Origin of the sequence: Noviherbaspirillum malthae (genome assembly GCF_015352985.1) — a bacterium.
GTDB lineage: Bacteria > Pseudomonadota > Gammaproteobacteria > Burkholderiales > Burkholderiaceae_D > Noviherbaspirillum > Noviherbaspirillum malthae.
Genome location: NZ_JACYXF010000008.1, coordinates 47,890 through 60,903 on the forward strand (window position 1 = coordinate 47,890; position 13,014 = coordinate 60,903).

Here is a 13,014-nt window from a genome sequence, read left to right on the forward strand (position 1 = left end):
TGCGCAGGCGAGCCAGTCGCCACACCAGCCACTCTGCAGCCGAAACGGAAAACCGCTCATGACCGCACTCAAGATCTACAACACGCTCGCACGCGACAAGCAGACCTTCGTCCCGATGCAGGACGGCAAGGTGCGCATGTACGTTTGCGGCATGACCGTCTACGATTACTGCCATCTCGGACATGCGCGGGTCATGGTCGTGTTCGACATGGTGCAGCGCTGGCTGCGTGCATCGGGTTATGCAGTCACCTATGTGCGCAACATCACCGACATCGATGACAAGATCATCAAGCGCGCAGTCGAAAACAAGGAAACCATTTCACAGCTGACGTCGCGCTTCATCCAGGCAATGGATGAAGACGCAGCGGCGCTCGGCGTCCAGAAGCCGGATCATGAACCTCGTGCGACCGCTTACGTCCCGCAGATGCTCGGCCTGATCGACAAGCTGGAAGCGCGCGGCCTTGCCTACAAGGCATCGGACGGCGACGTCAATTATTCGGTGCGCGATTTCGCCGGCTACGGAAAACTCTCCGGCAAGTCGCTCGACGATCTGCGGGCGGGCGAGCGCGTCGAGCTCAACACCGGCAAGCGCGATCCGCTCGACTTCGTGCTCTGGAAAGCCTCGAAGGAAACCGAGCCCGAGGAAGTGAAATGGGATTCGAAATGGGGCAAGGGCAGGCCGGGCTGGCATATCGAATGCTCCGCCATGAGCAACGAGCTTCTGGGCGAGCAGTTCGACATTCACGGCGGCGGCGAAGACCTGCAGTTTCCTCATCATGAAAACGAGATCGCCCAGTCCGAAGGCGCGCACCAGCATGCCTTCGTCAATTACTGGATGCATAACGGCTTCATCCGCGTCGACAATGAAAAGATGTCGAAATCGCTCGGCAACTTCTTCACCATCAGGGATGTGCTGAAGAAGTATGACGCCGAAGTCGTGCGCTTCTTCATCCTGCGTGCCCATTACCGCAGTCCGCTCAACTATTCCGATGCGCATCTCGACGATGCAAGGCATGCCCTGACGAGGCTATACACAGCCCTCAAGGACGTGCCGGGCGACGGATTGCCGCTCGACCGCGACGAGGCGCATGCCAAGCGCTTCGCCGAAGCGATGAACGACGACTTCAATACGCCGATCGCAATTTCCGTGCTGTTCGATCTTGCCAACGAAGTCAACAAGACGCATTCCGCGGCGCTGGCGCGCCAGCTCAAGGCGCTGGCCGGCATCGTGGCCCTGCTGCAGCGTTCGCCGCAGGAGTTCCTGCAGGCGGCACCGGCATCCGGCGGCGAGGATGCACTCTCCGAAGATCAGATTGCGGAGCAGATCGCAGCGCGCGCAGCCGCAAAGAAAGCGAAGAATTTTGCCGATGCAGACCGTATACGCGCCGAGCTGCTGGCAGCTGGCATCGTTCTCGAGGACAAACCCGGCGGCATCACCGAGTGGCGAAGGGCTTGAGCAGCATGGCAACATCTTTGCAGGCGGCAGGCCGCGGCGTGCCCGTCTACTGGCATGATGCCAAGGAAGAGCTGATGAAGCGCGACCGCATCATGCGCAAGCTCATTCCCCAGTTCGGCGACATGCATCTGATCGGCCGCAGCGAGGCGTTCAATACGCTCGCGCGGTCCATCGTCAGCCAGCAGATTTCGGTCAAGGCGGCCGAAGCGGTATGGCAGCGCTTCCTGGAAGAATGTCCGAAATGCACGCCGGCCCAAGTCATCAAGGCAGGGCCGGAAAAGCTGGCCGCCTGCGGATTGTCCAAGCGCAAGGCGGAATACGTGCTCGATCTCGCCGAGCATTTCAAGGCCAAACGCGTCCATGCGGACAAGTGGTCCGACATGGAGGACGAGGAAGTCATCTCGGAACTGATACAGATCCGAGGAATCGGACGCTGGACAGCGGAGATGTTTTTGATATTTAATTTGCTCCGGCCCAATATTTTGCCGCTGGATGATGCAGGCTTGCTGAAAGGAATCAGCATCAACTATTTCTCCGGCGAGCCGGTGACCCGCAGCGACGTGCGCGAAGTGGCCGCCAATTGGGAGCCGTGGCGCACCGTGGCGACCTGGTACCTGTGGCGCAGCCTGGACGCCGCGCCGGTCGTCTACTAGTCCCTACGGCCAATAACGGAATTTGCCGCGATCTGGCATGGCGGCATGACATATTCACCTCGTGTTGATATAAGGAGGCACGATGAGCAAAACAACGTTTCTTGGATTTGAGCAGCCCATTGCCGAACTCGAAGGAAAAATCGAAGAACTGCGTTTCGTGCAGGACGACTCGGCCGTGGACATTTCGGAAGAGATCGACCGCCTGTCCAAGAAAAGCCAGCAGCTCACCAAGGACATCTATGCCAAGCTGACGCCCTGGCAGGTATCGCAGATCGCGCGTCATCCGCAGCGTCCCTATACGATGGATTACGTGAAGGAGATCTTCACCGATTTCCACGAACTCCATGGCGACCGCAGCTATGCGGACGACCTCTCCATCGTCGGCGGACTTGCCCGCTTCAACGGCCAGGCCTGCATGGTGATCGGTCATCAGAAGGGGCGCGACACCAAGGAACGCGCGATGCGCAATTTCGGCATGCCCAAGCCGGAAGGCTACCGCAAGGCGATGCGCCTGATGAAGCTGGCCGAAAAATTCAATCTGCCCATCTTCACCTTCGTCGATACGCCGGGCGCGTTTCCCGGCATCGATGCGGAAGAGCGCGGACAATCCGAAGCGATCGGCCATAACCTGTATGTGATGGCCGAACTGAAGGTGCCTCTGATCGCCACCATCATCGGTGAAGGCGGCTCGGGCGGCGCACTTGCCATTGCAGTAGGTGACGCCGTGCTGATGCTGCAGTATGCAACTTATTCGGTCATCTCCCCGGAAGGCTGCGCATCGATCCTGTGGAAGACTTCCGAACGCGCCGCCGATGCAGCGGATGCCCTCGGCCTGACTGCTCATCGCCTCAAGGCGATGAACCTGATCGACAAGATCGTCAATGAACCCCTGGGTGGCGCACACCGCGATCCGAAGCAGATGGCGGTGATGCTCAAGCGTGCGCTGGCCGATTCCCTGCGCCAGTTCCAGGGCATGAAGACGAAGGACCTGCTGGCCGCGCGCCATGAAAAGCTCATGAGCTATGGCCGCTTCAAGGAAATCTCTTCGCCTGAATAACCGTGCCAGACAAGCAGTCCGCGTCGCCTGAAGCCGGTCTCAACGCGGAATTCGAACGCGCGCTCGGAGCGATCCGGGCGCGCGTTTCCGCATGGGCTTCGGAAGAAAGCGGCAATGCGCCGGCGATGTCTGTTGCTATTGCCTACAGCGGCGGTTTGGACTCCGCGGTGCTACTGCATCTTGCGCACGCATATGCCGCAAGCCGCGGCCTGCAACTGCATGCCTTTCATGTTCACCATGGACTGAGTCCGAACGCTGATGAGTGGCTCCGGCATTGCGATCAGCAATGCACTCGGCTTGGTGTCCCGTTTGAAGCCCGCCGTGTTACGCTGGACGGCATGCGCGGGCAGGGTGTCGAACAGGCCGCGCGGACAGCGCGTTATGCGGCGCTCGGCGAGCTTTGCCAGTTCCACTCCATACCGCTTCTGCTCACGGCGCACCACCTCGACGACCAGGCGGAAACCGTGCTGCTCCAGCTGTTCAGGGGATCCGGCGTCGCCGGCTTGTCCGGAATGGAGGAGGCAAACAGGGCGCCTGGACTGCTCGGCAATGCGCGCCTCGTCGTGGGCCGTCCCCTGCTCGGCATGACACGCGCAGCTCTTGAAGAGTTCGCTGCAGCGCACGCCGTCAGTCATGTCGACGACGAATCGAATGCGGATCCTCGTTATGCGCGCAATGCGCTGAGGCACCGTGTGATGCCGACAGTGGCAAAGCATTTCAGCGGTTACCAGGAACGCATTGCGCGGTCCGCGTCTCACGCCCGCGCGGCGCAGCGCATCCTCGACGAGGTTGCCGTGCAAGATCTGGAACACTGCCGTGATGGTGAATCCTTGCGCTTGTCCTCCCTGCGAAGCTTGAGCGAGGACCGGTGCAACAACCTGCTGCGCTACTGGTTCGCATCACAGGGCCTGCGCATGCCTGCGTCTGCCTGGCTCGATGAAATGCGCATCCAGCTGTTCAATGCCAAGGATGACGCCCGCATCCGGGTCACGCATGCGGATGGCGAAATCCATCGCCATCGCGACCGCATCGTTCTCACGCGCCGTTTCGACGACCGCGATCTGCAAATGCCCGCCATCGATTTCCGCTGGAACGGGGAAGATCATCACAGGTTCGACCGCTTTCACGGCACGCTGCACTTCGAGCGAACACACCGCGGACTTGATCCGGCATGGCTGCGCCAACAGGCGCTGCAGTTGCGCTTTCGCCGCGCGGGCGACAAGCTCAAGCTGGCCGGCAACCGCCCGACACGCTCGCTCAAGCAGCACTACCAGGCGCTCGGCATACCGCATTGGGAGCGTGAGAGACTGCCTATCGTGACTGTAGAAGACCGCATGCTGTACGTCGCCGGCATCGGCATGCACTGGCAAGGGCCGCATAGCGAATCTGGCGACGGTATTGCGCTGCGCTGGGTGCCTGACCAGGTTTAAGCGTCACGCACATCACTTCGACCGGATTTTCAATGGTTTTTTCATTTCATTAACGTTATTTCTACGGCGCGGTCTTGCCTTTGAAGCGAGCAGAGGGTAAAGTAAAGGGTTGATTTTTATCAAAAATTTCTTTTTCTTCGTTCAGCGTATCTCTCCCACCTTATGGCTTTAATCGTCCACAAATATGGCGGCACTTCCATGGGCTCGACCGAGCGCATCAAGAATGTCGCCAAGCGCGTCGCCAAATGGCACGACGCAGGTCATCAAATCGTTGTGGTGCCGTCAGCAATGTCCGGCGAAACCAACCGTCTGATCGGGCTTGCGAAGGAAATCATGCCGCAGCCGGATCCGCGCGAGCTCGACATGCTGGCTTCCACCGGCGAGCAGGTTTCGGTGGCATTGCTGTCCATGGCGCTGCAGACCATCGGCAAGCAGGCCGTCTCCTATGCCGGCTGGCAGGTTCCCGTCAAGACCGATTCCGCATTCACCAAGGCCCGCATCCAGTCCATCGATGACCAGCGCGTGCGTAAGGATCTCGGCGAAGGAAAGATCGTCATCATCACCGGCTTCCAGGGCGTGGATAACGGCGGCAATATCACGACCCTCGGCCGCGGCGGTTCCGATACCTCCGCAGTGGCGGTTGCAGCCGCGCTGAAGGCTCAGGAATGCCTGATCTATACCGACGTCGACGGCGTCTACACCACCGATCCGCGCGTCGTTTCCGAAGCGCGCCGTCTCAAGACCGTGACTTTCGAAGAGATGCTCGAGCTGGCCTCGCTCGGCTCGAAGGTGCTGCAGATCCGCTCGGTGGAGTTTGCCGGCAACTACAAGGTCCCGACGCGCGTGCTGTCGTCGCTGACCGATCCGCTCATGCCGCTGGAAGAGGAAGCCAATTCCGGCACCCTGATTTCGTTTGAGGAAGATACACACATGGAACAAGCCGTTATTTCCGGTATCGCGTTCAACCGCGATGAAGCAAAGATCACCGTGCTGGGCGTGCCGGACAAGCCGGGCATTGCCTACCAGATCCTCGGCCCGGTGGCGGACGCCAATGTCGAAGTCGACATGATCATCCAGAACCAGTCGGTCGAAGGCAAGACGGACTTCACGTTCACCGTGGCGCGCGGCGAATACGCGAAGGCGATGGACGTGCTCAACAAGAGCGTGCGCGAGCACATCGGCGCAGGCAACATCGTCGGCGATACCAAAGTGTCCAAGGTCTCCGTGGTCGGCGTCGGCATGCGCAGCCATGTCGGCATTGCTTCGCAGATGTTCCGCACCCTGTCGGAAGAGGGCATCAACATCCAGATGATCTCGACATCGGAAATCAAGATTTCCGTTTTGATCGACGAGAAGTACATGGAACTGGCCGTGCGCGCACTGCACAAGGCGTTCGATCTGGAAAAAGCTTGATCCATCTCGACTGATTGCATTGTTCCATTGACCAATCCCGCTTGAGCAGCTATCATGCGGGACTTCAGTGAAGCAAGCGCAAGCGGGCTTCATGTGTGGAGACGTGGCCGAGAGGTCGAAGGCACTTCCCTGCTAAGGAAGCATATGGGCTTAAACCTGTATCGAGGGTTCGAATCCCTCCGTCTCCGCCAAAGATTTAAAAATGCCCCGCAAGGGGCATTTTTTTTGGCGGTGCGGGAGCGCGCACTGCGCGCGATCGGGATTCGAAGGGCTGGGTCTGCACGCCCAGCCGCGGCCTGCGGGTGCAATCCCTTCCATATCCGCCAAGGATTCTAAATGCACGTTAGGGGCATTCTTTGGCCGGGTGAGAGCGCGCAATCAATGCGTCCCGATCCGGCGCCGCCGCACTGCAGCGGGTACGGAAAGTGTCATTCCACGCCCTTGATCAATCCTTCAATCGTATGCGCCTGAACGACATGCTCGAGTTCATCGACAATGCGGCAGGTCAGGTGCGCCTTGGCTTCCTGCGGCAAGGCGTCGTAATAGCGGCGGGTGAACTGCATGTCGTGGTGCTTTGAATTCGTTGCATCAGGCGCGTCGACGCCGAGCACGAACACCGGACGCGACTTGTTGGAACGGTTGGCGGTGCCGCGGTGTATCGTCAGTGCGGAGCGTGCTGAAATGTCTCCCATCTTCGGGTACTTGCGCTGTGCGCGTGCCTCGTAGCGGTGGTAATGCGATGGAGGCGGGAACATGCCTTTTTCGCAGCCTTCGAAGACATCCCACTGTGTGCCGGGCGCAATCTCGAACGGCCCCATGTCCTCTTCGACATCGACGGTGGTGATGTTGAAGGCGAGCGAGTTGAGGCGCCGGCCGACGCGCGTGGCCTCGGGCATCGGAAAGTCGCGGTGCCATGGCTGGTTGGCAGCACCCGGGCCCGGCACATCGAAGCCTGCTTCGACGATGCGGTATTCCGGGCCGAGAACCGCCGTACAGACTGCAACGACCCAGGGATGCGTGATGAGGTCGGCAAAGCCGCGGATGCGTTCCGGATGCACTTCGACATAGAAGCGGTTCGGCCCGCGTCCCAGTGCGCCTCCCGGGCGCTGCAGCGCTTCCTGGAACAACATGTCGATATCCTGCCTCAGGCTTTCCACCCAGCTGCGTTCGAATGCGCCCTTGAGGCCGATGATGCCGTCACCATAAAGGCCGCGCATGATATCGGAAGTGTCGAAATGATCAAATCGGGGTTGCAGTACTGCGCTCATGTCTCTTCCTTGAATGGCTGGGCGGCGCGTCCGGGCAATGTGAGCCGCAAGACGGAGCCGGGGTAATCTCTGTAATGGAGCCTTCAGTTTGGCTGAAGACGTTGCAGGAGAGTGGCGGGACGCGGGGAAAGTGCCCATTGCGGCACAAATATTTTTCCGTTTTGCATCTTTGGCAATGGCAATGGTGAACGCAATGCATCACCCAAGTGCTAGCGGAAAATTTTGGGCTTGCCCTAAATAGGCGGGGCCGCCGTCCGATAAAGAACTGGAGCGCAGAAATTTTTAAAAAATTTTTTACGCCGACCCTAAAGTCGGCACGTAGTGCTGCCGTAATACAACAAAGTCGATCGGCGAAGAACGCTGGCAGCTGGCAAAGGCATGGCTTTTTGCCAGTTACTAGCAGGTGCCGCCGACAAGTTTTTTAAAAATTTTCCCTTCGGCAAAGGTGCTGGAGATGTGGCCAGTTCGGCTGCAACCTAGACGCCAAGCCATGTTCCGGGCTTCGAAAGAGGCGCGGGATTCATCATGCCCGCCGTTTGTAGGACAAATGCCGACAAGCCTTGTCGCCCTGCGTCCGACGCAAAATATGGGCGTGCTCCGATTTTCCCAATTTTTGACCGCGTTCAGAATCGCTCTCAATGCAGTGCCAACAGGAAACTGCGACCAAGTTGATAGGGGTTCATGATGACGACGAACGATATGCTGGCAGAAATCCGGGATGCCAATTTGAGTTACCTCATGCTGGCTCAGCAGATGATTCGTTCCGACAAGGCGGCCGCGGTATTTCGGCTCGGAATCAGCGGCGAAATGGCGGACCTGCTCGAAGGGTTGAACAATGCCCAGATCCTGAAGCTGGCCGGGACCAACATGATGCTGGCGCGCTTCCGCTTCGATGACGGTGCGATCCTGGGCATGCTGACGAATTACACCAAGGACCGCGGCCTGTCGCAGACGCACGCCGCGATCCTGATGGCAGGGCAGAAGATCGAGGAATTGTCCTGATCAGCATTGCCGATTCGGGTGGTAATAGATCCGGCCTCAAAATATGTTGAGTCGGATTCCTCACCCCGGCCCTCTCCCAGAGGGAGAAGGTGAGATCAGCGGGCCGGAAGATGAGCCATTTTTCGGCCCGAATCAATAGGATGACAAGAGGAAAACATGGCGAAGAAGAGCGTGGTGACGGAAGCCCAGGAAATCCAGCTTGCGATCGAACTGATCAATCTGGGTGCGCGCTTGCAGCTGCTCGAATCGGAGACATCGCTTTCGCGTGAACGCCTGCTCAAGCTCTACAAGGAACTCAAGGGCGTGTCGCCGCCCAAGGGCATGCTGCCGTTCTCGACCGACTGGTTCATTACCTGGCAGCCCAACATCCATTCCTCGCTGTTCATCAACATCCACAAATACCTGGTCGAGCATGCGCAGATCTCGGGCGTCGAGGCGGTCATGAAGGCCTACAAGCTGTATCTCGAACAGGTGGAGCCGGATGCATCGGGCGAACCGGTGCTCTCGCTCACGCGCGCCTGGACCTTGGTCCGCTTCTTCGAAAGCAAGATGCTCGAGACAGCCTGCTGCAGCAAGTGCGGCGGCGACTTCGTCGTGCATCGCCTCGATCTGCACAACGACTATATCTGCGGCCTCTGCCACATGCCCTCGCGCGCCGGCAAGACCAAGAAGCTGAAGGAAGAGGGGGCAGCCGCCAGCGCCGGTTCTTCCGCCCCGCTGTTCCAGGCCTGATCCTTCGATTCCATTTCCTCACGTTTCATGTACGGCAGGCGCTCGCAGCCGGGCGCCTCGCCGCGCCGGCCGCTTTCCATTCCTCCGGCGGTCCAGGCATTGCTGATCCAGTGCCTTGCGCTGTTGATGACGCTGGTCCTGGCCTTCCTCGTGCTGCCTCTGTGGCAGGTGCAGGCCAATGTCGCGATGGCAGTGCTGCTGCAGGGCGGCATTGCCGGCGCACTGACCCGCTGGCGGCGACTCGCGCCGTGGTGGCTGCTCATCCAGTGCCTGTTTCCCGCCGCGCTGGTGCTGGTTCTGTCGTTCGGACTGCCGTCGTGGATTTTCCTCTCCGCCTTCGGCCTGCTCCTCATTCTCTACTGGAGCACCTTCCGCACGCAGGTTCCTTACTATCCCTCCAGTCCGGCCGTCTGGCATGAAGTGGAGCGCCTGCTGCCTGCCGACCGTCCGCCGCGCTTTATCGACATCGGCAGCGGCTTCGGCGGGCTGACGATGCATCTCGCCCGATGCCGGCCCGACGGCGACTACGCCGGTATCGAACTGGCGCCGCTGCCGTGGCTGGCGAGCCTGGTGCGGGCGAGACTGAACGGCAGCCGCGCGCGCTTCCTGCGCGGCGACTATGCCGATCTCGACTTCGGCGACTACGACGTGATCTTTGCCTATCTGTCACCGGCGGCCATGCCTGCGCTCGTCGCCAAGGCGCAGGCCGAGATGAAGCCCGGCTGCCTGCTGCTGAGTCATGAATTCGCGATTCCCGGCGTCGAACCTCAGCTCGTCCTCCATCCTGGCGGCGGAGGCGACGCCTTGTTCGGATGGTATCGATGAGCTCGTATAAGTGCTCGGCGGTTCAAGTTCGCGCAGATTCATCCGTTAATTCCCGATAAGCCTTGCCCATGCACGCTCGTTTGACCACAACTCTGCAGAGAATGGTTGTGAATGGCAGCGCGAATTGGCAAAATGGTTGATCTGAGGAAAGACATTCACTCGGAGTACCGGCCTGCCGGCCGCATCGAAGCGGTTTCGGCAGGCCATGAGACATCAACACCGGAGCGCGGCCTTTGTTAGTCATTGTTGGATACATCATCGTTTGTGCTTCCGTGTTCGGCGGCTTCGTCATGGCGGGCGGGCATGTGGCCGTCCTGTTCCAGCCGCTCGAACTGCTGATGATCGGCGGTGCCGCCTTTGGCGCTTTTTTCGTCGGCAACAACGGCAAGTCCATCAAGGCAACGCTCAAGGCGCTGCCGACGGTGCTCAAGGGTTCCAGGTACACCAAGGCGCTCTACATGGAGCTAATGACGCTGCTGTTCGAAATCCTCAGCAAGGTGCGCAAGGAAGGCCTGATGTCGATCGAGGGCGATATCGAGAATCCCGAGCAGAGCGCGATCTTCAGCAAATATCCCGGCATCCTGGCCGACCATCACATCGTCGAGTTCATGACGGATTACCTGCGCCTGATGGTGTCCGGGAACATGGATGCCTTCCAGATCGAAAACCTGATGGACAATGAAATCGATACCCATCATGCCGAGGGCGAAGTGCCCATCCATTGCGTGGCCAAGCTCGGAGACGGCCTGCCGGCCTTCGGCATCGTCGCGGCGGTGATGGGGGTGGTGCACACCATGGAGTCGGTCGGCCTGCCGCCTTCGGAGCTGGGCATGCTGATCGCGAAGGCGCTGGTCGGCACCTTCCTCGGCATTCTGCTCGCCTATGGTTTCGTGGGTCCGCTGGCGGCGCTGCTCGAACAGAAACTGCACGAGTCCTCGAAGATGTTCCAGTGCGTGAAGGTGACGCTGCTGGCCAGCCTGAACGGATATGCACCCGCGCTGGCGGTGGAATTCGGCCGCAAGGTCCTGTTCTCCACGGAGCGCCCGACATTCAGCGAACTTGAGGAACACATCAAGTCATCCAAGTCCAAATGACACCTCGAACCCTGACAGGCGACGCGCGACATGGCTGACGAAGGCTTACGCCCGATTATCGTTAAACGCATCAAGAAAGGTGGAGGCGGCCATCACGGCGGCGCATGGAAGATCGCCTATGCCGACTTCGTCACCGCGATGATGGCCTTCTTCCTGCTGATGTGGCTGCTCGGTTCCACCGCCAAGGGGGACCTGCAGGGCATCGCCGAATACTTCAAGACGCCGCTCAAGGTCGCCATGTCGGGCGGCTCCGGCTCCGGCGACAGCTCCAGCCTGATCCAGGGCGGCGGCAAGGATCTCACGCGCAAGGACGGCCAGGTCAAGAAGGGCGACGATCCCGAGATGAAAAAGACCTACAACCTGCAGGCGGCGCACCTGAAGGAAGCGCAGGAGCAGCTCGAACGCGCCGAACTGGCGCGGCTGCGCAACTTGAAAGCACGCATCGAGGAAGCGATCGAGGCGCGGCCGGCACTGCGCCAGTTCAAGAGCCAGCTGCTGATCGACATCACCACCGAGGGCTTGCGCATCCAGATCGTCGACGAGCAGAACCGGCCGATGTTCGCGCTTGCGAGAGCCGAGCTGCAGCCTTATACCAAGGACATCCTGTACGAGATCGGGCGCGCCTTGAACGACATGCCCAACAAGATCAGCCTGTCCGGCCACACCGATGCCACGCCATACTCCAGCGGTGAAAAGGGCTACAGCAACTGGGAACTGTCCTCCGACCGAGCCAACGCGTCGCGGCGCGCATTGCTGGCCGGCGGCATGGATGAAAGCAAGGTGCTGCGGGTGGTCGGCCTGTCGTCCGCGGTGCTGTTCGACAAGGAAAATCCTCTCAATCCGATCAACCGGCGCATCAGCATCATCGTGATGAACAGGAAGGCGGAAGAGAGTGCATTGAAGGACGGCGGGACGGTCGAGGTGCAGACGGCATCTCAGGTCAAGCCGGACATGGGCAGCACGGTTGCGAAACCGGAGCCGGTCAAGTGAAAAATGGTCGTCAGCAGTCGACAGACTAACGGGGTGGGGACGGGACATTTCCATGACAAAAGATAAACAGCTCGGCTCGCAGGTGCAGAACCTGCTTTCCAACTTGTCGGATCATGGCACGCAGCATCTGAACGAAGTCGAGACCGACCTGGCGCAGACCAGTCTGCTGCTCGGCGAAGCGATCGAGAAGCTGGGCGCCAGCTTCATGGCCATCCATGAAGCGGTCAGTTCGCAGCAGGCGACGATAGACCTGCTGCTGTCGGGTATGTCGCTGACGCCGGAACTGGCGGACCAGCTCAAGGCGCGGCATGCGGAGATCAGCCAGCACGTCAATTCGGCGGTGACCGGACTGCAGTTCCAGGACATGACCGGCCAGCTGATCGGCAGGACCGTGCGGCGCGTGAGCGGCTTGCGGGAGGTGCTGGGCGGTCTCGGCGCGGGAAGCACCGGCATCTCGGACAGCAATGCGGAAGAGATCATCGGTACGCTCCATGCGATCAACAAGGTGCTTGAGGAGCAGAGCGTGAAACTGGAGAGTGCGCTATGGAAGGCGGTATGCCAGACGCACATGGAGAGCGGCGACATCGAGCTGTTCTGAACGGCAGCTTGCGCCGGCAACGGATGACAAGAAAACCGGATCGATCCGGAAACGAAAACAGCAGGAGTTAGAAAGATGGCAAAAACGATATTGGCGGTAGACGACTCGGGTTCGCTTCGACAGATGGTCGTGTTCAGCCTGCGGGCAGCCGGCTATCAGGTCACCGAGGCGGTCGATGGACAGGACGGCCTCGACAAGGCCAAGACCCAGGTCTTCGACCTGGTGCTGACCGACCAGAACATGCCCCGCATGGACGGACTGAGCCTGATCCGTTCGCTGCGCGGCCTGCCGACCTACCAGAAGGTGCCGATTCTCATGCTGACCACCGAGTCCAGCGACGAGATGAAGTCCAAGGGCAGGGCCGCCGGCGCCAACGGCTGGCTGGTCAAGCCTTTCGACCCGCAGCGCCTGACGGAAGTCGTGAAGAAGGTGATCGGCTAAGAGCCGCACCTTGAAGGCCGCACCTCAGGGCCGGCATGTCGCCAACACTGCAACC

13 protein-coding genes and 1 tRNA gene are annotated in these 13,014 nt (G+C 60.0%); 13 read left to right on the top strand and 1 reads right to left on the bottom strand.

Annotated features, from left to right (window positions below):
- Positions 1-58: 58 nt before the first annotated feature.
- The 6 genes from cysS to IGW03_RS13245 all read left to right on the top strand — a co-directional run bounded on the left by cysS (position 59) and on the right by IGW03_RS13245 (position 6,200).
- Positions 59-1,456 carry a cysteine--tRNA ligase gene (gene cysS / locus IGW03_RS13220; RefSeq protein ID WP_194723039.1) on the top strand — a complete coding sequence of 466 codons (1,398 nt, stop codon included), beginning with the start codon at positions 59-61 and terminating at the stop codon, positions 1,454-1,456.
- 5 nt (positions 1,457-1,461) lie between these two features.
- Positions 1,462-2,109 carry a DNA-3-methyladenine glycosylase family protein gene (locus IGW03_RS13225; protein WP_194723040.1) on the top strand — a complete coding sequence of 216 codons (648 nt, stop codon included), beginning with the start codon at positions 1,462-1,464 and terminating at the stop codon, positions 2,107-2,109.
- An 82-nt stretch (positions 2,110-2,191) separates the two neighbouring features.
- Positions 2,192-3,166, top strand: coding sequence for an acetyl-CoA carboxylase carboxyltransferase subunit alpha (locus IGW03_RS13230; RefSeq protein ID WP_194723041.1), 975 nt, complete (start codon positions 2,192-2,194; stop codon positions 3,164-3,166).
- Between the two features lie 2 nt (positions 3,167-3,168).
- Entirely contained in the window at positions 3,169-4,596 is a 1,428-nt protein-coding gene (gene tilS, locus IGW03_RS13235) for a tRNA lysidine(34) synthetase TilS (protein ID WP_194723042.1), read from the top strand.
- Between the two features lie 162 nt (positions 4,597-4,758).
- Entirely contained in the window at positions 4,759-6,009 is a 1,251-nt protein-coding gene (locus tag IGW03_RS13240) for an aspartate kinase (RefSeq protein ID WP_194723043.1), read from the top strand.
- Between the two features lie 97 nt (positions 6,010-6,106).
- Positions 6,107-6,200, top strand: a tRNA-Ser gene (locus tag IGW03_RS13245).
- 237 nt (positions 6,201-6,437) lie between these two features.
- On the opposite strand, the gene IGW03_RS13250 is transcribed toward IGW03_RS13245, so the two are convergent.
- Positions 6,438-7,277 carry a phytanoyl-CoA dioxygenase family protein gene (locus IGW03_RS13250; RefSeq protein WP_194723044.1) on the bottom strand — a complete coding sequence of 280 codons (840 nt, stop codon included), beginning with the start codon at positions 7,275-7,277 and terminating at the stop codon, positions 6,438-6,440.
- A 684-nt stretch (positions 7,278-7,961) separates the two neighbouring features.
- Here IGW03_RS13250 and flhD point away from each other — a divergent pair.
- The 7 genes from flhD (at position 7,962) to IGW03_RS13285 (ending at position 12,959) form a co-directional block, all read left to right on the top strand.
- Positions 7,962-8,279: a flagellar transcriptional regulator FlhD gene (flhD, locus tag IGW03_RS13255; RefSeq protein WP_194723157.1), complete on the top strand. Its 318-nt coding sequence runs from the start codon at positions 7,962-7,964 to the stop codon at positions 8,277-8,279.
- Positions 8,280-8,435: 156 nt separating this feature from the next.
- Positions 8,436-9,011, top strand: a complete 576-nt coding sequence (gene flhC / locus IGW03_RS13260; protein WP_194723045.1) for a flagellar transcriptional regulator FlhC — start codon at positions 8,436-8,438, stop codon at positions 9,009-9,011.
- A 27-nt stretch (positions 9,012-9,038) separates the two neighbouring features.
- Positions 9,039-9,836: a class I SAM-dependent methyltransferase gene (locus IGW03_RS13265; RefSeq protein ID WP_194723046.1), complete on the top strand. Its 798-nt coding sequence runs from the start codon at positions 9,039-9,041 to the stop codon at positions 9,834-9,836.
- A 233-nt stretch (positions 9,837-10,069) separates the two neighbouring features.
- Complete coding sequence (motA, locus tag IGW03_RS13270; protein WP_194723047.1) at positions 10,070-10,930, top strand: flagellar motor stator protein MotA; 861 nt, start codon at positions 10,070-10,072, stop codon at positions 10,928-10,930.
- Positions 10,931-10,960: 30 nt separating this feature from the next.
- Positions 10,961-11,920 carry a flagellar motor protein MotB gene (gene motB / locus IGW03_RS13275; RefSeq protein ID WP_194723048.1) on the top strand — a complete coding sequence of 320 codons (960 nt, stop codon included), beginning with the start codon at positions 10,961-10,963 and terminating at the stop codon, positions 11,918-11,920.
- A 52-nt stretch (positions 11,921-11,972) separates the two neighbouring features.
- Positions 11,973-12,518, top strand: coding sequence for a chemotaxis protein (locus IGW03_RS13280; protein WP_194723049.1), 546 nt, complete (start codon positions 11,973-11,975; stop codon positions 12,516-12,518).
- A 75-nt stretch (positions 12,519-12,593) separates the two neighbouring features.
- Positions 12,594-12,959, top strand: coding sequence for a response regulator (locus IGW03_RS13285; RefSeq protein WP_151636348.1), 366 nt, complete (start codon positions 12,594-12,596; stop codon positions 12,957-12,959).
- The last annotated feature ends 55 nt before the right edge of the window (positions 12,960-13,014 follow it).